Source organism: Hominisplanchenecus murintestinalis (assembly GCF_943193015.1).
GTDB classification, from domain to species: domain Bacteria; phylum Bacillota; class Clostridia; order Lachnospirales; family Lachnospiraceae; genus Hominisplanchenecus_A; species Hominisplanchenecus_A murintestinalis.
This window is the reverse complement of record NZ_CALPCM010000025.1, coordinates 1-20329: the sequence shown is the minus strand read 5'-3', so window position 1 is coordinate 20329 and position 20329 is coordinate 1. Positions and strand designations below refer to the sequence as shown.

Annotated in this window: 16 protein-coding genes; 6 read left to right on the top strand and 10 right to left on the bottom strand. The window is 45.4% G+C overall.

Annotation, left to right across the window (positions count from 1 at the left end):
• Positions 1-71 precede the first annotated feature (71 nt).
• Both NFR99_RS09670 and NFR99_RS09665 read left to right on the top strand, forming a co-directional pair.
• Positions 72-1274 (top strand): hypothetical protein, encoded by a 1203-nt coding sequence (locus tag NFR99_RS09670; RefSeq protein WP_251353499.1) that lies wholly within the window; start codon positions 72-74, stop codon positions 1272-1274.
• The gene (locus NFR99_RS09665) at positions 1225-1692 is read left to right on the top strand and encodes a hypothetical protein (protein ID WP_251353498.1); all 468 of its coding nucleotides are present in this window, start codon (positions 1225-1227) and stop codon (positions 1690-1692) included. The genes NFR99_RS09670 and NFR99_RS09665 overlap by 50 nt, the downstream gene beginning before the upstream one ends.
• Here the strand turns inward: NFR99_RS09665 and NFR99_RS09660 are convergent.
• From NFR99_RS09660 to NFR99_RS09645, 4 genes are all read right to left on the bottom strand, one after another.
• Complete coding sequence (locus NFR99_RS09660) at positions 1634-1885, bottom strand: GIY-YIG nuclease family protein (protein WP_135976079.1); 252 nt, start codon at positions 1883-1885, stop codon at positions 1634-1636. The two genes, NFR99_RS09665 and NFR99_RS09660, sit on opposite strands and share 59 nt — an antisense overlap.
• 299 nt (positions 1886-2184) lie before the next feature.
• Entirely contained in the window at positions 2185-5253 is a 3069-nt protein-coding gene (locus tag NFR99_RS09655; protein WP_251353497.1) for a lectin like domain-containing protein, read from the bottom strand.
• A gap of 147 nt (positions 5254-5400) precedes the next feature.
• Positions 5401-6198: a M23 family metallopeptidase gene (locus NFR99_RS09650; protein WP_243126632.1), complete on the bottom strand. Its 798-nt coding sequence runs from the start codon at positions 6196-6198 to the stop codon at positions 5401-5403.
• A gap of 100 nt (positions 6199-6298) precedes the next feature.
• Positions 6299-7201 carry a SpoIID/LytB domain-containing protein gene (locus NFR99_RS09645; protein WP_251353496.1) on the bottom strand — a complete coding sequence of 301 codons (903 nt, stop codon included), beginning with the start codon at positions 7199-7201 and terminating at the stop codon, positions 6299-6301.
• Between the two features lie 300 nt (positions 7202-7501).
• On the opposite strand from NFR99_RS09645, the gene NFR99_RS09640 reads away from it, so the two are divergent.
• From NFR99_RS09640 to NFR99_RS09630, 4 genes are all read left to right on the top strand, one after another.
• Positions 7502-7708 carry a hypothetical protein gene (locus NFR99_RS09640; RefSeq protein ID WP_120483853.1) on the top strand — a complete coding sequence of 69 codons (207 nt, stop codon included), beginning with the start codon at positions 7502-7504 and terminating at the stop codon, positions 7706-7708.
• A gap of 20 nt (positions 7709-7728) precedes the next feature.
• Positions 7729-8499 (top strand): Ig-like domain-containing protein, encoded by a 771-nt coding sequence (locus tag NFR99_RS09635; protein ID WP_120483854.1) that lies wholly within the window; start codon positions 7729-7731, stop codon positions 8497-8499.
• Positions 8500-8596: 97 nt separating this feature from the next.
• Complete coding sequence (locus tag NFR99_RS15570) at positions 8597-8983, top strand: Ig-like domain-containing protein (protein ID WP_416388337.1); 387 nt, start codon at positions 8597-8599, stop codon at positions 8981-8983.
• Complete coding sequence (locus tag NFR99_RS09630) at positions 8980-9234, top strand: hypothetical protein (protein ID WP_251353495.1); 255 nt, start codon at positions 8980-8982, stop codon at positions 9232-9234. Before NFR99_RS15570 ends, NFR99_RS09630 begins: the two co-directional genes overlap by 4 nt.
• 324 nt (positions 9235-9558) lie before the next feature.
• On the opposite strand, the gene NFR99_RS09625 is transcribed toward NFR99_RS09630, so the two are convergent.
• The 6 genes from NFR99_RS09625 to ileS form a co-directional block, all read right to left on the bottom strand.
• Positions 9559-10434 carry an Ig-like domain-containing protein gene (locus NFR99_RS09625; protein ID WP_120483856.1) on the bottom strand — a complete coding sequence of 292 codons (876 nt, stop codon included), beginning with the start codon at positions 10432-10434 and terminating at the stop codon, positions 9559-9561.
• 135 nt (positions 10435-10569) lie between these two features.
• Positions 10570-11466 (bottom strand): Ig-like domain-containing protein, encoded by an 897-nt coding sequence (locus tag NFR99_RS09620; RefSeq protein WP_251353494.1) that lies wholly within the window; start codon positions 11464-11466, stop codon positions 10570-10572.
• Between the two features lie 30 nt (positions 11467-11496).
• Positions 11497-13737, bottom strand: a complete 2241-nt coding sequence (locus NFR99_RS09615; protein WP_251353493.1) for a S8 family serine peptidase — start codon at positions 13735-13737, stop codon at positions 11497-11499.
• Positions 13738-13824: 87 nt separating this feature from the next.
• A complete protein-coding gene (locus NFR99_RS15320) occupies positions 13825-13947 on the bottom strand; it encodes a hypothetical protein (protein ID WP_256374352.1) in 123 nt (40 codons plus the stop codon).
• A gap of 272 nt (positions 13948-14219) precedes the next feature.
• The gene (locus NFR99_RS09610; RefSeq protein ID WP_251353492.1) at positions 14220-16673 is read right to left on the bottom strand and encodes a glycogen/starch/alpha-glucan phosphorylase; all 2454 of its coding nucleotides are present in this window, start codon (positions 16671-16673) and stop codon (positions 14220-14222) included.
• 47 nt (positions 16674-16720) lie between these two features.
• Entirely contained in the window at positions 16721-19864 is a 3144-nt protein-coding gene (gene ileS / locus NFR99_RS09605; protein ID WP_251353491.1) for an isoleucine--tRNA ligase, read from the bottom strand.
• Positions 19865-20329 lie beyond the last annotated feature (465 nt).

Below are 20329 nucleotides of genomic sequence, written 5' to 3'. Positions count from 1 at the left end.
CAAAAGGATTTTTCTAATCAAATTTTACAGATTTCCACCCCCTAATGGAAAGAAAAAATTTATTTCGGCGGATGGATTTCTGGATTCCATTCATCCTGTTTTCCGTATCCTTTTTATTTAAATTGACAGTAGTTATTGAAAACAGGACTTTTCCCCTGATTTTTGACGAATTTAAATATGAAAAGATGAGCCGGCTCCTGCTTTTGAACGGAGGATATCACAGCGTACAATACCCTCTGTTCTACCCGCTGTCGCTGATGCCTGCCTATCTGTTTGGAGAACGTTATTATGTGGCAATGAAAGTGCTGAACAGCTTCTACTCTTCTTTCGTACCTGTATTTACGTATATGATTTGCCGTTTATATATGGACGAGAAGCCCGGCGGAATCTGCGCGGCTTTTTCCGCAGTGATTCCTTTCCAGTACATCACCCCTATGTGCCTGATGAGTGAAAATCTCTGGTTCCCTATGCTCCTGCTCGCCATCTATCTGGTTCTGCGGAAACACAAACGGGAACTCCTCGGCGATGCGGCGCTGGGGATTACGCTGGGACTGCTGTTTATGACGCGCCATATTACGCTGGTGATTATCCCGGTCTTTGCCCTGGTGTGGATTATGAAACAGAAAGAACTGGGAAAAAGCTGGAAGTTGATTCTTGGACGGGGTTTTCTGGTTTCAGCCCTTCTCTGCCTGGCTTATTCCCCCTGGGTATACAATGGAATCAAAGGCGGCTACAGCCTAAAGAAAATCATCGGATTTACCATCGCCTCCAAGACGAACCCTGAGCAGCTTACGCTCTCCCGGCTGATTACCTCCGCCGGATATTATCTGGGCTACTTTGCCCTAATCACAGCTCCCGTCCTGGGTCTGGCTGTAAAGTCTATCCGCGCCCTGGATATCGGACGCACAAAGATTTTCAGCGCGTACAACCAGCTCTGGGTAACCGTGTGCGGCCTGGCAGGAGCGATTTTCGTAGCCGTCACCCGGCATTCCTGGCGGGCTTATTACAACTACCTCGAATTTACCAAAATCAAAGGGCGGTATGTAATTTATTTTACGGTTCTGTTCGTCATACTGGGAGCCGTGGTAATGTTCCACAAGAACCCCCGTTTCAAACACAGATGGATAAATATCATAACTACCTGGCTGCTCCCGGCGGGTGCGATCGCTCTGGCATGGCTTGTCATCGTGAAACAGGCATGGCACCCGATTCCGGGCGGGAAAAATGCAAAAAAACCTTCCTGCTGCTTTTGCCGCTGTCCTGTTGCTCACTGAACTGTGGGGCGCCGCGCCCTACCTGGACGCTGTACACCGCAACAACGAAACCGCGAAACAGACTTCCCAGCGCTATGCCGCAGAAATGTCAGAAACCTTAGCAGAGCTGTACACTGGGAAAAAGTTGTATGTGCTTGCAGAAAATGTCCCAAGCGAAAAAATCCTGCTTCACGCGCCTGTCTTTTATCACCTGGATAAAGTCGTCGTCACCACTGACAGAGAAGCTGTTAAATCAGATTCTTACTATGTGCTGACCGATCAGCGGGAGAAGTACAGAAACGCAGAAAAACGGCTCGTGGCCTCGTATCATTGGGAAGATAAAGAATATTGGATGCTTGAAGTATCAAAAAAACAGCCCTCTATCCAGGGGGCTGTTTCCCTGCCAGACGAAGCTTTTCTTCTCTGGAAAGCTGCTTGATTTCCCATTCCCGGCGCATCGCCTCCTGCTTTGTATCAAAGCGTTCCGCATAGATTAGCTCCACCGGCCTGCGGCTCCGGGTGTATTTCGCGCCTTTTCCGCTGTTGTGCGCTTCCATACGCCTGTCCAGGTCTGTCGTCCAACCCGTATAAAGTGTGTTGTCACAGCATCTTACGATATAAGTATAATTCATCTTCCGCGCACCTCTGTTATGTAAAGCGCATACCCCGCGTGTATGCGCTAAATTTATGAAAAGCAATCGATAAAACCTGTATTTTACCCATCAGGAAACATCCTTCTGCCGCCGCCAGCCCCAGGGCTTTTGGGCAGCTCCCATTTCTATTCGCCCGCAGGCAGTGTATAAAAAACGATTGCGGATTTTCCTTGTCTTTCACTAATAGTATACTACATTTTTTCGCTTTTGTGTATGTCCGAGGGAGGGCCGCCGATATTAGCAATATCCCATAGTTTGTCAAACTTTACTTTCCCTCATTAATATCTGATTTTTACCGTACTTCTTTGTCCTTTTTTCGCTAGCATCTTTCGGTAAACAACATACTTCTTTTTGGGGACTTTTATCTGCGCGCTCCTTGCAATTCCGCGAAATGCGTTTTTACCGACTCTTTTTAGCTTTTTGGTTTTAATGAAAATCTTTTTTAGTTTTTTGCATCCCCAAAATGCATCTTTCCCAATTTTCTTTACATTTTTCCCAACCGTTGCCGAAACCGCTTTCTTATTGTTGGAAAAAGCGGATTTTGCCACCGATATCACCTTGTAGCTGACGCCGTTGATTTTTACTTGATCCGGAATCTGAATCTTTTTGCTTTTGGGATTTTTGGCCCCTATCACCTCCGCTTCTTTTCTTTTGATGTTTAACACTTTATAACAATAATTTTTATCTTTATGGATGGCTGTAAGGAAAAATCTTTCTTCCAATTCTTCTTTTGTCGGCGTGTCAGGGGAAACGATATCTGCCGGCGGATTATTTGTCTCCGGAGGATTATTTCCTTCCGGCGGTCTATTTCCTTCCGGCGGTCTATTTCCTTCCGGCGGTCTATTTCCTTCCGGCGGGTTATTTCCTTCCGGCGGGTTATTCCCCTCCGGCAAATCTTTTTTCACCGTTGTAATCTCTGTCACGGCGCTGATGGGCGAGGGCATATAGTTTTTTGTTCCGCTATAGCGGACCGCAAATGCATATGTTGTATTTGGCGTCAGTCCCGAAAAAACAGGGCTGTCCTGCCATGTGCTTCCTCCGTTTTTGCTATACTGCGCCTTTGCGCCGTTTGCATTGTCTTCGATTCTTTCTAAGGTTATGCTGCCCTCTGTTTTCTCTTTCTCAGCCGGAGGCATAGGCGCATTCTGCGGCGCGGCGGAAACTGTAAAGCCAACTTGAGCGGACGCCCGTTTCCCTCCGTCATAAGTTACGACAAGCTCTGCCGTATACGTTCCCACGTCTGCATTTGCGCAGGGACAAATGGTATACCCGGCGTTTTCTCCATTTGCCAAAACAATCGCGCTTCCTGTCTGATTGAGCGTAAAATAATCCGCTCCTTCTCCTTCCAGCGACATCCTTTCTATTGTTATGTCACTGTCTCCCTGATTGAACAGGGAAATAACTTTTTCCGCATATCTTTCTCCATAGACGGTCGGATGAAACACTGGAGCCGCGACCGTCAGATGAGCCGGTCTGCGAATGGTGACTGCTGCCGCTTCTCCTGCAAAATTTCCGTTGCCCGCCTTGATCCGCACCTTGTATACACCGTAAGCCAAACCGGTCATTTCTCCATTAGCATTTGCCGTTTTGTCTGTCCATGCAGACGTCTCTCCCTGTGATATCTGATATGTGCCATTTGGCGTCAGCCCCGTTATTTTTCCACTGTCCTCCCCGCTTTCTCCCCGCAAACCGGACAGAGCCTTTGGACGGCCCGGAACTTCCAGCGTCTGCGGCTCGCTGTTTATTGCCGCGCCGCTTCCTTTCTTTACAATGGAGACCGCACCTCCCATCCACTTCGGCAAGATTGGCAATGTCGTTTTATCTGCCATGACATACTCTTCTCCATTGATAACGTATACTCCGCCACGGATGAAGTTTGTCAACGTCTCTTCTGCATAATCAATCGCAACGGCAGGCGTTTCCTCCGCCGCAGGAGGATCGACAGGCATATCCGAGCCTGCTTTTGTATAAGCCTTAATGCGCGGCGTCTGATTGAGCCTTCCCCATGTGCCATAACTGGACATTTTATAACTTTTACCCTTGTCCAGCGACAAACGAAGGCGTGCCGTATTTCCTGCATTTGACACCGTTGCCACCACTGCAAAAGAACTGCCTTTCGTCAGCGCTACCGGCTGGTCTAAATGAACCGTGTAATATCCGGGGCGCTCCAGAACATCCGTCGTTTTTTCGGCGGACAGTGTGCCGCTATCCGGCTGGCTGATATCTGTAAGATTGGTATACACTTTTACATGACACGTCACATTTTCCCCCAGGAACGCCACGTTGACTGCTTTGAGCCATTCCGTCCCGTTTTCAGAGCCTTTTTTTGCTTCAAACACATTTGCGCCGCTTGTCACATTCATAGAATAGCTCATCCCAAAATCTTCCGCGCTTGCATCATAGAAATAGTTATAATCATACGCGTCTTTGGGAAGATAACTGAATGCCCATGTGGCATTTGAAATGCTGCAGTCATAAGAAAGCCAAAAATAAGGAAGGGAGTCGTAGCTGTTTTTGACAAGCCATCCGCCATTTTGAGACGCGCCTCCCGGAGAAAATTTTTCGGCAGGTATCGTATCATCCCAGCCAATAATCGTACAGGCATGAGGATACGATCCCGTGCCAGGTTCGTTTTTCGGATTATAAAAATACGTCTCACGGACGTTATTGTAAGAACCGGTGACTGCGCCATATGCCGCAATGGCCTTTTTCATGCGCTCTCTTAAAATGGAAGCCGTTGCGCCGCTTGAATACAAATGCAGTGCAGATTCCAGCCGATACGCACAGTTTTCATACGCTGTATTAGCATTTCCGCCAACGGGCACAGGCGCCCACCACTGCGCAAACAGCGCAGGCGTATAAGCAGTATTTCCCGGAGAGCTATACCAGTCCTGATTCGTATTCTCCCCTTTCGTATTGTTCAGCGGATCTGCCCCCCTCTGATGCCGAACCTGCGCCAGCAATTCCGGTGAGAGACGTAAAGTATTGATGTTGGCATTTGGATCTATGCCTGTTCTATGTATGGAAATTTCAGAAGCCGTAATCCCGGCGTAACACCAGCAGATATTCGATCCACCCTGGTCTTTGACGGGCGGAACGATGCCATAATTCCGGCTGTCATACCGGGGAAGCTTCGCCACTTCAGACGGCAGAGAATTTTGTAACTCTAAAAGGGTCTGGGGCGCCAAAGCATCCGGTTTACCCACTACTCCTTCGCTCCAATCTGTTCTCTGCACCTCTTCTGCCGCACAAACCGGCTCCATGCCAAAAGGAAGCATAATTGCAGAACCAAACATCCACAGCGCCAGAAACCAGCATCCCATACGAAACTTTTGTTTTCCAGTCATGATAGAAGCTCCTTTCTCTCATTTCAAATACAACAAAAAATCCTGCTTTCATTATATAAAATCAGGATTGCATTTGGCAACGTATTTCTTTAAACAACGCCCCTTTTCTTTTATTTATCAGAAAAGGGGCGGGGCTTTGACTTACCTCTATTCTCCGTCCAGATACAGGAACGGGTCTACCGGAACTCCATCCTTCTTCATCTCAAAGTAAAGGTTGCTGCCCTCTTCACAATAGTATTTGGTAGGCTCGCTCACATAGCCCAGAAGCTGGCCTGTCTCTACCACTTCGCCGACTTCCGCCGTCACTTCCTTCAGCTGCCCGTACACCAGCTCATACTCATTTCCCAAATCAAGGGTGAGGGTCGTGCCTGTCTCTTCATTTACATCAACAGATTCTACGATTCCCCTTGCGGCAGCTACTACCTGACCACCTGTTTCTGCACCGATAATCAGCGCCGGATTGTACTTATACTGATCTAGTGTCGGGAAATAAACCGTCGAATCCATGCTGTAGTCCAGAAGCACGTTTCCTGCCACCGGCCAGGTAAGCGGTATCGAGTCGTCAAATGCCACCGTAGGCTGAATATTTGCAGAGGAAACATCCACCGCCTCTTCTGTCTCCATCTCCGTAACCGGTTCCGTCTCTTCCTCTTTTACCAGCGTGGCAGGGTCTACATCCATCTCGTTTGCCAGAGGAAGGTCTGCTTTCGCATCTGCCGCATTTGCCTTCTGTGCCTCGGAAGCTTTCTCCTTCTCAGCCTCTGCGCGGGCCTCTTCCCGTATCTCCGCATTCAGATCCATAAGACGCTGCTTCTCTTCCTTTGCCTTATCCGCACGGTCAATTGTGTAATAAGTAGTAAATGCCGCGCCCCCTACCAGGCAGAGACTCAAGATTACCATAGCTCCCTTTTTCGTCGTAAATCCTTTTCCTTTCTTATTCTGCATAATCTTCACCTCATACTATAATCTACGTACTCCTTCGGAACAGCGGGTATTTCCCTCCTGCTGCACCAACAGCTACGCCTAATCATAGCATTTCCAAAACCTATGCAATTATACACTTTTCAAAATAATACTGAAGAATTTCCCGGTAATCTGACCCCGCCTCCGCCATACGCACAGCGCCATACAGGCTCATCCCCAGCCCGTGCCCAAGCCCTTTTGTTGTAATCCTGATTTTCCCCTCATTTTCTTCTATATAAAAGCAGCTCGACGACAGCCCAAGAAGGCTGCGGAACTTTTCTCCGGTAATCTTCTGCCCTCCCACCCGCATGGCTGTCACATAGCCGCTCTCATCCCTGGATAAAATCTCCATCTGATCCAGCAGCGCCCCCTCTGTCAACGCCCCGGGACATCCCTCGTCAATGCATGTCCGCAGGGCTTCCGGTTCCAGCAGCGTCACCGAAAGATACCACTCCGATTCCACATCCTGGCGGCTCTCCACAGCCGTCAGCCAGGGATATTCCGCCGCAAGTCCCGCATCCTCACCTGAGCGTGTCCTCCCGCTGCTTACCGCATGGAACGGAACCCGAATCAGCTTATTCTCAAAAGTAAGAACCTGCCCGTTTGTCTCTTCCACCGCCCGCAGCATTTCCTCCAAAATCCCTTTTTCCTCCATATCCTCCAGCGTCATATACTCCTCCGACAACAGTGTTCCGGGGTTGTCCTCCTGAAATTTCTTAAGGTTCGTCCGCACCACTACCATCTGCGCCTTCGCCGCCTCTACTCCGCAGTTCTCCCCCAGCTCCCGCGCCGCCACTCCACACACATAGTCCTCAAACCCAATCTCCCGGATTCCGTCCCTTGTATGAATAGAAATAAAATTTTCCGAGGCCCTCTGCAGCGCATACGCTTCCTGCTCCTCCTTCGAACCAAGCGTCACAATCACATAAGGCACCAGAAAGACAATCACCAGCGCGGCAGTCAGCCTTTGAACACTTCTCCACATAAACACACGCACCCTTTTTCATTTATCCTATGACTTGTCCATGAAAAATATGCGCCTGTCCATATGATTTGCAGATTTTTTCTTTTTCGATATTTTTCCGCAAATATAAATGCGCTGCGTAAAATGTATCTTCAATTCCTTAAGAATCCTTAAATTTATTTTACCACCATTGACATATGTTTTTAATAATTGTATTCTTGTTTTAAGGCAAATTAATTTAATTTTTACTTTTAGGAAGGGGTGTGATAAAAGCTTTTTAGGAACCATTTCACCCCGCACCATGTAAAGCAGAAATTTTATATGAAAAAGATGAGAGCATTATGCGCCGCCGTTCTGGGATTCTCTCTGCTATTGGGGAATATTGGCTATGCGGCCACTCTTTCCTTTGCAGACACTTCTGTAACTGCCGGAAAGACCTATTACTACCGAATGCGGGCATACCGTACAGTTAACGGCAAAAAAGTGCTTTCAAATTTAACAAGCATCGTATCAAAAAAAGCAAAATAATATTTAGAGAGGAGTTTTCTATGAGAACAAAAAAATTTACATTTCTATTCTGTACATTGTGCTTTCTCTTTGCTGCTTTCACTCTCCCCGCAGCCGCAAAGTCAAAAAACATACCGAAAAAACTGTTTCTCAGCCGCAAAGAAATTCTGCTATACGTGGGCGAATCAAAAAATCTTTGGGTTGAAAAAGTACGTCCTGCAAAAGCTTCCCAAAAAGTCACCTGGAAATCCAAAAAGCCAAAAATAGCTTTTGTCTCCAAAAATGGAAAAGTTACTGCAAAGAAAGCAGGAAAAACCGTTATTACTGCGGCTGCAAAGAAAAATCCCAAAGTAAAAGCCCTGGTAAAAGTAACGATTAAAAAACGTCCAAAAAAACAGGAAAAAGACTGTGCATTTCAGGCAAACTTTTTTTCTGACTCCATAAGACTCCCCTCACAGGCTGGGTGGCGCTATGGAGAACCCATAATTATCCGGAGCAAAGAAGATTTTGATGAACTCTTCATCAACTACCATCTAGATAAAGACTTTGAGAATTATAAAAATATGGATTTCAAAAAAAACAGCTTAATCGTGCTCGATACAAAGATTGGCAGTGGAGAGGTCTTGTCTTGTTCCACAAAGCTGGACGCTTCCGGAAAATTGCAATGCCTTTTAAAAGTGCGACTTCATAGTTATGGCTCTCCTCCTGACGGCACATATTATTTAACCTATATACCTGATTATAAGATCGCGCTTAAAATAAGCCGAAAGGATGAAGCCATGATTGATTACTTTCAGATTAATTTGTTTTAGCTAATCATATACTATCCAAAACAAACTCATGGACGGAAATCTCTGCTTTCACTCAAGAAATGCTTAAAATTCCGTCCATGCCATAAAGGAGAAGCCTATGAAAACGAAAAAACTTACACTCTTGCTCTGTACACTGTGCTTTTTTCTGGCAGTTTTTACCTTGCCCGCAGCCGCCAAATCAAAAAGCATACCGAAAAAACTGTTTCTCAGCCGCAAAGAAATTCTGCTATACGTAGGCGAATCAAAAAATCTTTGGGTTGAAAAGGTACGGCCTGCAAAAGCTTCCCCAAAAGTCACCTGGAAATCCAAAAAGCCAAAGATAGCTTCTGTATCAGGAAACGGAAAAGCTACTGCGAAAAAACCAGGTAAAACTGTGATTACCGCTGTCTCCAGGCAGAATCCCTCCGTCAAATCTGCTATTCGTATAATCGTTAAAAAGCGTCCAAAAAAACAGAAGGTTTCCTTGCAGAATATAAAAATATGAACTTTACAAAAGAAAGCCTTGTTCTATTTTTTTCTGAAGCTCTTCCTTTGCAAATCATATCTGCCAACACGCAATTTGACGCCCTGGGAAAACTGCAATGCACTGTAAAAGTTCAATTGAAACATGATAAATCTAATGATTATCCAAAAGTCACCTGGTATCGTCCTGACTCTGTCACTGCCCTCCGCATAAACAAGCAGGATGAAGCTATGATTGATTATTTCCATTTTGAAGGTGAAACCGTGAAATAAATCTTATAATAAAAATAATTCATCAGTAACTAAGACCAATACATACCATTAAAATAGAAGTCCCTACGTTCTTTCAAAAAAACATCGGGACTTCTATCAATACGATAAAAAAGAAGGGGTTCTTAGCGCTTTGCAAGGTATTTCTGTCTCCAGTTCTTCTGCCAGGTATGCATCGCTCGTGCAGTGCATACCTTTTATATCACACCTGTAATAGCAAGTGGCAAACATCTATTCCCGCCTACAGTATATATAGATTCTGCCGAAATAATCAACCTGTTTTTCAATTTTTTACTTCTCTTTTGCGTTGGGCTTATCATTCGACGGTTACTCTTCCACTGCCTGAAACTGATAGTAATCTATCATTGCTTCATCCTGCTTGCTTATCTTTAACGTTGTTGCCTCCTCAGGAATAACTGCCGGCACGGCTATTCCTGGCCCCAGCGGTTCTGATGGATAAGAACGAAATTTTATGATTCCCCGAAGTTTTCCGGCATCATCAAATTTTGTCTGTAAAGACAAAATTTTCGTATAATTGTTAAAAAAAACGACAAGACTCTCTTTCTTAAAATCCATGTTAAAATATTCCGATAAAAATGTCCCAGAGAGATGCTTTCTCCACTTTCTATCGTTCCAATTTATTTTTTGTTTGTAATAATCGCTATATTTGTTATATATATAATCATCTTCATTTGCCTCTTTTATATATGACAAAATATCCTCTTTACTTCTGAAAACAACAGGATTCAGACGCTTCTCTCTCGCATATCCAGTTAGCAGCGAGCCGATATTATAGTGTCTTTTCCCTCCAAAAGCACATTCCTTCTCCTTTTTCTTCGGCCTCTTTTTTACAGTTACCTTTACGACTGCTTTTACCTTCGGATTCTTTTTTGAGATTGCTGTGATCGTTGTCTTTCCCGGTTTCCCGGCTTTCAGTTCTCCTTTCGGGGATATCGCTGCTACGGCTTTCCTTTTTGACTTCCATACCACTTTTGCAGACGCCTTTTCCGGCTTTATATATTCTACTCTCAGCTTTCTCTCTTCCCCCGGATAGAGCAAGAGCTCCGTCCGGTTCAACACGATTTTCTTCGGCACATTCTTTTTTGCTGCGCTTTTTCCTTTCGCCGATGCCGGCATGATAAATATCATACATATAAAACATATATTTAAAACAAACCATATACCTCTTCTTGTCCTGTTCATACAAATCCTCCTTACAAATCCCCTCTGCCTATATAGCCTTTTCCCTACAATACCAGAATATTCAGAAAATACTCCCGTTCCATTCAATTTTCGGTAAGCACATACCCTATAAATAACATTCCATTCCTTCCCTTACTACTTTTCCGGCTCCTCTTCCACTTCCTGAAATTGATAATAAAACTGATAATAATCTATCATTGCTTCATCCTGCTTGCTTATCTTTAATGCTACCGTATCAATCGCAGTAACTCCTAATCCAATACCCCTATTTCTCTCTCCTATTGTTTGGAAACCTATAATCCCCTGAAGCTTTCCGTTAACATCAAATTTTGTTTTTAAAGAGATTACCTGATTACATCGACCAAACAAAACCAAAAGACTTTCCTTTTTAAAATCCATATTTAAGTATTCGCCCAAAAATGTTCTTGATGTTTCTTTATACCATTCTCTTTTGTTCATCTTTATCACTTCATCATACGTATCATAACCTTTATTGTTTTTTACATCTAATATTCTTGCACATCTTACATATTCTAAAATATCCTCTTTATTCCTGAAAATAACCGGTTCCAAATGATTTATATTTGCATATACATCTAGCCATTCATCGCTACTATTGTAAGCATGTCGTTTTGTCTTGAAAACACATTCCTTCTCTTTTTTCTCCGGTCTCTTTTTTACAATTACCTTTACGACTGCTTTTAACTTCGCATTCTTTTTTGAGATTGCTGTGATCGTTGTCTTTCCCGGTTTCCTGGCTTTCAGTTCTCCTTTCGGGGATATCGCTGCCACGGCTTTCCTTTTTGACTTCCATACCACCTTTGCAGACGCCTTTTCCGGCTTTATATATTCTACTCTCAGCTTTCTCTCTTCTCCCGGATAGAGCAAGAGCTCCGTCCGGTTCAACACGATTTTCTTCGGCATATTCTTTTTTGCTGCGCTTTTTCCTTTCGCCGATACTGGCATGGCAAATATCATACATACGAAACATATACTTAAAACAAACCATATCGTTTTTCTTGTCCTGTTCATAAAATCTTCCTCCTTACAAATCCCCTCTGCCTATATAGACTTTTTCCCTACAATGCCAGAATATTCGGAAAACACTGCCGTTCCATTTGGTTTTCGATAAGCGCGAATCTTATAATAATACGTCTTTCCAGCCTTCACTGTAGTATCATCGTAAGAAACGGTTGCTCCGCTTGTCAAGGTATGAATCCGTTTATACGTTCCCGTTTTGGTGTCTGCGCGCCAGATTTGATATCCCTCTGCTCCATTTACTTTTGCCCAGGAAACCTTCATCTTTCCTGTCGTTGGCGTCAACGTCAATCCCGTAGGTGCATTCAACGTGCACTTTATGGAAATCACCGGACAGTACTGGCTATGGCTGAATCCACTTTGGTATGCACACACCGCCCTTATTTTATAATAATACGTAGTTCCCGTAGCAAGCCCCTTATCTGTAAAACGATATCTGCCGAAAGAACTCGTATACGTGTACCAGTCCAGAGCATGAATAGATTTTATTTTTGTATATTCCCCATTTACACTCGTAGAACGGAAAATCACATATCTCTCTGCCCACGGCACGGCGTCCCATCCCAGTTTTGCCGCCTGATAATCCACACATTTCACAGCCGCTTTCTGAGGATACGTCTTGCTTAACCTCCTTGTCTTTAATGTCTGAACTGCCAGGCCTACATTCAGCAATCCGCTGCCTGTATATATATCTTTTCCAGGCGTCCCCAAATCCGTAGCCGTTTTTGTAAGTATTTCTTCTATTTCATCTGGTGTTGTTTCCGGATACATGGAGCGTAAAATTGCAGCGGCGGCTGATACCACAGGCGCTGCCATAGATGTTCCACTATGCTTGTCATAATCCCCATTCAAAACACAATTATAGATATCTGTTCCGGGAGCCGCAATATCAACAAACTTATTATATACTGAAAATACATCCCGCTGATTTGAGATATTAACATTTGCGACGGAAATCACATGGTTGCATGCTGCCGGATATTTTGTAACATTTGGACTTTCTAAATCTATTATGTACTGATCATTCGCATCTTTAATATATTTTCCGTCTGCGCCTCGCTTGTAATCCCCATTTCCTGCACATGCACATACAACCACATTCTTAGCATGTGCATAATCAATCGCTTTCTGATAACAAGGACTATTATATTCTCCATGCAAACTCATATTAATGATATCTGCACCACTATTCGTCGCATAATAAATAGCAGTAACTACATCAGCAATACTAAACATGCAGTTATACCTTTCGTCTCCCTCACTCCATTCCCTATGCGCTGCATTAATTCCCATTATTTTACAATTCCCATACATTGCGTCTACTTCTTTTTCACAGATAGACGCAATTCCTACCACCCCTTTATTATTCCTCGCCTCTGCAGCAATGATTCCTGCAACATGCGTTCCATGATAGTCTGCATATGCGTTGCGTACATAACAGTTGGAAGCATTCATCGGTACTATCTGCGAACCTGTTACCACACAATTATTTTCATCTACCTTACCGCCTGTGATAACCACACTTCTATCCGGCAAGTAAACATTTTTCAAATCCACATGGCTGATATCCATCCCCGTATCTATCACAGCCACCCATGTTTCTTTAAATTCATATGCCTCCTGACCTGCTTCATTCCACGCTTCCCATGCAGGCGGAAGATTAATCTGCTCTAGATACTTCTGCTCTCCTACATGCGTATCATTTACCCCGAGCACAGACGCCAATGAATCAGGCTCTATATCCGTATAATTTTTCGAAATATCCTCCACGCTGGACAATTCCTGCAGTATCTCTTCCGCACGCCCTACAGACTTATCCAGTCCCAGATGAATGGAAACTATTTTCGGAAATTCCTGTCCCTGCGAAGCTTTCAGACGTTTTAATTTTTCTTCCGGCAGTGTCTCGTCTATGGTAAAATCACTGAGTATTTCATAATAAACGCCGATTCTGTTCGCCATTGTCCCAATCTCTTCATCCGTCACGCTGCTGTCAAAAGTAACGAGCACTTCCCCTGTCTCGTAATCCAGATTTGCCCGGTTATCCCGTTCTTCTTTTGCCTCTTCATACTCTTTTAAGGTTTCCTGTGCTCTTTCGTCCGTTGCTTCCGCAAACTGCTCAATCTGCCCTTCCAGGTTTTCTTCATAATATTTATCCAGAACCTCATGAAGCGCCGCATCGTAGACCTTCTCGTCTGTAATCTCATTTAGCTGCTCTGCCGCAAGCGCCGCATCGTCGGCCGCTTCGGCAATGACGTTTTCCATCATCCTCTCTTCACTCCTGGAAAAGTCCTTACGAACTGGAAGCATCTCCTCCAGAAGCGTGATGTCCGAAGCCGCCAGTTCTTCTACTCCCTACACTTCTTCAACTGCTTCTCCCCCCTGCCAGATAACGCTTTCTTCCGCCGCATAGCTGACATTTCCTGCCGTCAACGTCAGACTTAAAAACAGCGCGCAGCTCCTCTTTAATCTTCCCACTTCCAATCTCCCTCCTGTTTACGCTTTAAAATATGGTTTCGTATCAATTATTCATAATTTTATATTAATACTGGTTACATAAATTGTCAATATTTTTATTTTTAATATTGATTTATGTATGTAATACATACATTTTTGCCTTTTTTCACAAATTAAGGCTTCCTATGAGTTACCCATAGAAAGCCTTATGAAAAATCTTTATTCAATTTTTAGAAATCTGCAATTACATGGATGAGCCTTTTGCAAATTCCTTTTGTTTCCTGCACCCTGGCTTACAGTGTCACCTTGTCAAGCTTCCAGATTTCATCCACATATTCCTGAATGGTTCTGTCGGATGTGAATTTGCCGCTGCATGCCACATTCAGCATGGCCATCTTTGCCCAGCGCGCTTCATCTCTGTAAGCTTCTTCTACTTTCTTCTGTGCCTCGGCATAGGACTTAAAGTCCGCCAGGATAAAGTAAGTATCAGCTTTGTCGCTGCACTGTGTATTCAGCAGTGAATTATACAAATCACGGAACATCTCAGAATCATTTCCTGAGTATTCACCGTTGATAAGCTGCATCAGCACACGGCGGATATCCTGGTCGTTGTTGAAGTAATCCATTGGGCAATAACCGCCGTTTTTCTCATAGTTGATAACTTCATCTGAAGAAAGCCCGAAGATGAATGCATTCTCTTCGCCAACTTCCTGTACGATTTCCACGTTTGCGCCGTCCATAGTTCCAAGCGTCGGAGCTCCGTTTAACATAAATTTCATGTTACCTGTACCGGAAGCCTCTTTACTTGCCGTAGAAATCTGCTCGGATACGTCTGCCGCCGCAAAAATCATCTCTGCGTTGGATACTCTGTAGTCCTCAATAAATACGACTTTCAGCTTGCCGCCGATAGACGCGTCATTGTTAATTACATCGGCTACTGTATTGATCAGCTTAATCGTCTGTTTTGCACGGCGGTAGCCTGCTGCCGCCTTAGCGCCAAAGATGAATGTCCTCGGATAGAATTTCATCTCCGGATGATCCTTAATCGTATTGTACAGGTGCATCACATGAAGGATGTTCAGAAGCTGGCGTTTGTACTCGTGAAGCCTCTTTACCTGCACGTCAAAGATGGATCGGGGATCTACGTCGATGCCGTTATGCTCTTTGATGTATTTTGCCAGACGCACTTTGTTCTGGTATTTGATATTCATAAATTCCTGCTGCGCTTTCTTGTCATCTGCAAACAGCTTCAGCTTGGAAATCTTTGACAAATCGGTAATCCACTCGTCGCCGATGTGCTCTGTTACCCATTTTGCCAGAAGCGGGTTTCCGTGAAGCAGGAAACGTCTCTGGGTGATACCGTTCGTCTTGTTATTGAACTTCTCCGGCATCATCTCATAAAAATCTTTCAGCTCCTGATTTTTCAGGATTTCTGTATGCAGGGCAGCCACGCCGTTTACGGAATAGCCTGCTGCGATAGCCAGATGCGCCATCTTCACCTGTCCGTCGTAAATAATAGCCATCTTGCGGATCTTCTCCTGGTTGCCCGGATATTTCGCCTTGATTTCCTCAACAAACCTGCGGTTAATCTCCTCGACAATCTGATATACACGCGGAAGCAGCCTGGAAAACAGCTCAATCGGCCATTTCTCCAACGCCTCTGCCATAATCGTATGGTTGGTATATGCACAAGTCTTTGTCGTAACTTCCCACGCCTCATCCCAGCCAAGGCCTTCTTCGTCAATCAGGATACGCATCAGCTCTGCAACTGCAACGGTCGGATGGGTATCATTAAGCTGGAACGTAGCTTTCTCATAAAACTTGCGGATATCGCCGCCGCGGCTCTTAAACTTCGCGATTGCCGCCTGTACGCTTGCGGAAACGAAGAAATACTGCTGTTTTAAACGCAGCTCTTTTCCTGCATAATGCTCATCTGCCGGATAAAGCACTTCCACGATATTCCTTGCCAGGTTCTGCTCCTCAACAGCTTTCATGTAATCGCCCTTATTGAAGGAATCCAGCTGAAAGTCACTTACTGCCTCTGCATCCCATACGCGCAGGGTATTTACGATGCCATTTCCATAGCCGATAATCGGAATATCATAAGGAACCGCGCGCACAGACTGATAGTCTCTCTGGATAAATTTATTTTCTTTTGTTTTCGGATCATATTCTACATGCACATGACCGCCGAATTTTACTTCTTTTGCATATTCCGGACGGCGCAGCTCAAATGGGTTTCCGTTCTTCAGCCAGTTATCCGGCACTTCAATCTGATAACCGTTTTCGATTTTCTGCTTAAACATACCATAGCGGTAACGGATACCGCAGCCGTATGAATCATATCCCAGAGTTGCCAGAGAATCCAGGAAACATGCTGCCAGCCTTCCCAAACCTCCATTTCCGAGAGCCGCATCCGGCTCCTGGTCCTCGATAACATTCAAATCAAGTCCAATCTCTTCCAGAGCCTCTTTCACCTCATCGTACTCGCAGAGATTAATCAGGTTATTCCCCAGGGCGCGGCCCATCAGGAATTCCATGGACATGTAATACACAATCTTCGGATTCTGCTTCTCATACTGCTCCTGCGTCTCCAGCCAGTTGTCAATAATCGTGTCCTTTGCCGCATAGGAAACTGCCTGGAAAATCTGCTCCTGTGTCGCCTCGTCCAGATTTTTACGGTAAAGGGTCTTTACATTATCCTTTACCTCTGCGATGAATTTCTTTTTGTCAAACTTTTTCTTCATTTTCCGTCCTCCTCCCGAACGCCCCTTTCCGGGCGCATCCGGTCTTTTTATGAATTCTGTTTTTTTACACCCATCGTCACTGTCTCGCCATTGATGTTCCATTCTTTCACGTAACCGTCCACAGATTTCAGGACAATCTCATCCGCCAGTACCTCCGACTGGATTCCATCTGCGTTTTTCTTCAGGATTTCCTCAATCCTCTCATTCCCTGATGCATAAATTAAAATTCTGTCAGTCACTTCAAACCCTGCTTCTTTTCGCATGGTCTGGATTTTACTGATTAACTCGCGCACAAACCCTTCTTCCATCAGCTCCGGCGTCAGGTTCATATCCAGAACTACGGTAATCTCTCCTTCCTGGAGGGATTCATATCCTGCTATCTGTGCGGTGTCAATAAGCAAATCATCGTTTAATAATACAACTTCCTGCCCTTTGATGTCAAGCTTCAAACAGCCATTTGCATTTAATTCATCCATCGCGGCATTTCCGTCCAGTTTTGGAAGCGCCTCACGGATTCCGCCAAGAAGCTTTCCGTACTTCGGACCCACTGTTTTAAGCTGAGGTTTAAAGCTGTAGGAGGTAAAATCCCTCACATCATCGGTAAACGTTACTTCCTTAGTGTTCAATTCTTCACGGATAATATCGGCAAAGAAGTCCGGTAACTTAAACGGAGCTTTTACAAACATATTTGCAATCGGCTGCCTGTTCTTGATATTTGCCGTATTCCGGCAGGCGCGTCCCATCACGACTACTTTCAAAACCTCGTCCATGTTGGCTTCCAGTTCTTTATCAATCTGCCCCTGGTCTGCTTCCGGGAAGTCACATAGGTGTACGCTTTCCGGTGCATTTTTATCAATACTGCACACCAGATTCCGGTAGATATCCTCTGCCATAAACGGAATCATCGGCGCTGCCGCCTTGCTTACATTTACCAGTGCAGTATACAAGGTCATATAAGCATTAATCTTATCCTGTTCCATGCCCTTTGCCCAGAAACGCTCGCGGCTGCGGCGCACATACCAGTTACTCATGTCATCCACAAATTCCTGCAGCGCCCGCGCTGTCTCCGGAATCCTGTAATTCGCCAGGTTTGTGTCCACTGCCTGAACCATCGTGTTCATTTTGGAAAGCAGCCACTTATCCATAACCGAAAGCTTTTCATAGTCTAACGTATATTTTGTGGCGTCAAATTCATCAATATTCGCATACAGTACAAAGAACGCATACGTATTCCACAGAGTCCCCATGAACTTGCGCTGTCCTTCCTGCACGGCCTTCCCGTGAAAACGGTTCGGCAGCCAGGGCGCACTGTTGATATAGAAATACCAGCGGATTGCATCTGCACCGTATTTTTCCAGAGCTTCAAACGGATCGACAGCATTTCCCTTAGACTTGCTCATCTTCTGCCCGTTCTCATCCTGTACATGTCCCAGTACAATAACATTTTCATACGGCGCTTTGTTAAACAGCAGCGTAGACTCCGCCAGCAGGGAATAGAACCATCCCCTCGTCTGGTCTACCGCCTCGGAGATAAACTGTGCCGGGAACTGCTGCTCAAACAGCTCCTTATTTTCAAACGGATAATGATGCTGCGCAAAAGGCATAGCTCCTGAGTCAAACCAGCAGTCGATAACCTCCGGCACACGGTGCATCGGTTTCCCGCACTTTGGACACTTAATTTCGATTTCATCAATATATGGGCGGTGCAGTTCCACATCCTTCGCCCGCTCGTTGCCGCTCATCTCGAACAGCTCCTGACGGCTTCCCACGGAATGCTGATGCCCGCACTCGCACTCCCAGATATTCAGCGGAGTTCCCCAGTAACGGTTCCGGCTGATTCCCCAGTCCTGCACGTTTTCCAGCCAGTCCCCGAAACGTCCTTTTCCAATGCTTTCCGGGATCCAGTTAATGGTGTTGTTGTTGCGAATCAAATCATCCTTCACTGCCGTCATCTTGATAAACCATGACTCGCGTGCATAATAAATCAGCGGCGTATCACATCTCCAGCAATGCGGATAGCTGTGCTCAAACTTCGGCGCGTCAAAGAGAAGCCCTCTCGCGTCCAGATCCTTGAGTACCATCGGGTCTGCTTTCTTTACAAAAATACCGCCAAATGGCGTATCCTCTGTCAAATTTCCTTTCCCGTCCACGAGCTGTACAAACGGCAAATCATAGCTGCGTCCCACCTTCGCATCGTCCTCACCAAACGCCGGGGCGATATGGACGATACCCGTACCGTCTGTCAGCGTTACATAGGAATCACATACCACAAAAAACGCTTTCTTCCGCTGTTTTGCCGCCCTGTCTGCGGCGCAGGTATACAGCGGCTCGTATTCCTTATACTCCAGGTCTTTTCCTACACAGGTTTCCAGAACCTCGTAAGCATCCTCACCCAGTACCTTATCGCTAAGAGCGTGCGCCATGTAATAGATGCGTCCGTCCTCTTTCATTTTTACCTTTACATACTCCTCAGAAGGATTCACACAGAGCGCCAGGTTGGAAGGCAGCGTCCACGGCGTAGTCGTCCATGCCAGGATGTACGCGTCCTCGTCCTTCACCTTGAAGCGCACGATTGCAGAACGCTCCTTTACATCCTTGTAGCCCTGCGCCACCTCCTGCGAGGACAACGGCGTACCGCAGCGCGGACAGTAAGGAACAACCTTAAAGCCTTTATACAAAAGCCCTTTATCCCAAATCTGCTTCAGCGCCCACCACTCAGACTCAATATATTCATCATGGTAAGTAACATACGGGTTATCCATATCCGCCCAGAAACCTACGGTTCCTGAGAAATCCTCCCACATGCCCTTGTATTTCCAGACACTTTCCTTACATTTATCAATAAAAGGAACCAGGCCATATTCTTCAATCTGTTCCTTTCCGTCCAGTCCCAGAAGCTTCTCCACTTCCAGCTCCACCGGAAGCCCGTGGGTATCCCAGCCCGCCTTCCTTGGTACCATCTTCCCTTTCATGGTCTGGTATCTTGGAATCATATCCTTGATAACACGGGTCAGCACATGCCCGATATGCGGCTTACCGTTCGCCGTTGGCGGCCCGTCGTAAAAAGTATACGTCTCGCAGTCTTTCCGAGATTCAATACTTTTTTCAAAAATGTGATGTTCTCTCCAGAACTTTTCCGTCTGTTTCTCACGTTCTACAAAGTTCAGGTCTGTTGAAACCTTCTCGTACATACTTTACCTCCATTCCTTTTCGTTTTACTGAAATATGTCCGGCCATTCACAGTCCGCGCTCTGATATCTACACACGGCCAAACACCAGCAAAAAAGGCTTCCGCCCTGTAACAGGACGAAAGCCAATGCCTACGCAACCACCTCTCACACATACCGTCATACGCGTTCCCTGTAACGGGGGAAAACCGTCAAGGCCTACTCCTCTTTCAGCCCGCAACTCAAAAGTGATCTTCCATCTGCCCTACTCGCGCCGGGATTCCACCCTCCCCAGCTCTCTGTGCCTTTCCGATAGATGTACTGTCTTTCTCATAGTCTTTTTCAAGTCAAGTGCTATTATAAATTTATCAATGAGAAAAGTCAAGGTGTTCTCTTATATTCTTTTTTCAATTCGTAACAGTTCAGCCTGCGGCTTCACTGTTACGGAATCCAGCCCATTTAAAGTTTGCTGTTCGCAAAGGGCTGGAT

Coding starts and splice junctions, on each gene's coding strand:
- NFR99_RS09670 (WP_251353499.1), top strand. CDS start 72: ATGGATTTCTGGATTCCATTCATCCTGTTTTCCGTATCCTTTTTATTT.
- NFR99_RS09665 (WP_251353498.1), top strand. CDS start 1,225: ATGCAAAAAAACCTTCCTGCTGCTTTTGCCGCTGTCCTGTTGCTCACT.
- NFR99_RS09660 (WP_135976079.1), bottom strand. CDS start 1,885: ATGAATTATACTTATATCGTAAGATGCTGTGACAACACACTTTATACG.
- NFR99_RS09655 (WP_251353497.1), bottom strand. CDS start 5,253: ATGACTGGAAAACAAAAGTTTCGTATGGGATGCTGGTTTCTGGCGCTG.
- NFR99_RS09650 (WP_243126632.1), bottom strand. CDS start 6,198: ATGCAGAATAAGAAAGGAAAAGGATTTACGACGAAAAAGGGAGCTATG.
- NFR99_RS09645 (WP_251353496.1), bottom strand. CDS start 7,201: ATGTGGAGAAGTGTTCAAAGGCTGACTGCCGCGCTGGTGATTGTCTTT.
- NFR99_RS09640 (WP_120483853.1), top strand. CDS start 7,502: ATGAAAAAGATGAGAGCATTATGCGCCGCCGTTCTGGGATTCTCTCTG.
- NFR99_RS09635 (WP_120483854.1), top strand. CDS start 7,729: ATGAGAACAAAAAAATTTACATTTCTATTCTGTACATTGTGCTTTCTC.
- NFR99_RS15570 (WP_416388337.1), top strand. CDS start 8,597: ATGAAAACGAAAAAACTTACACTCTTGCTCTGTACACTGTGCTTTTTT.
- NFR99_RS09630 (WP_251353495.1), top strand. CDS start 8,980: ATGAACTTTACAAAAGAAAGCCTTGTTCTATTTTTTTCTGAAGCTCTT.
- NFR99_RS09625 (WP_120483856.1), bottom strand. CDS start 10,434: ATGAACAGGACAAGAAGAGGTATATGGTTTGTTTTAAATATATGTTTT.
- NFR99_RS09620 (WP_251353494.1), bottom strand. CDS start 11,466: ATGAACAGGACAAGAAAAACGATATGGTTTGTTTTAAGTATATGTTTC.
- NFR99_RS09615 (WP_251353493.1), bottom strand. CDS start 13,737: ATGATGGAAAACGTCATTGCCGAAGCGGCCGACGATGCGGCGCTTGCG.
- NFR99_RS09610 (WP_251353492.1), bottom strand. CDS start 16,673: ATGAAGAAAAAGTTTGACAAAAAGAAATTCATCGCAGAGGTAAAGGAT.
- ileS (WP_251353491.1), bottom strand. CDS start 19,864: ATGTACGAGAAGGTTTCAACAGACCTGAACTTTGTAGAACGTGAGAAA.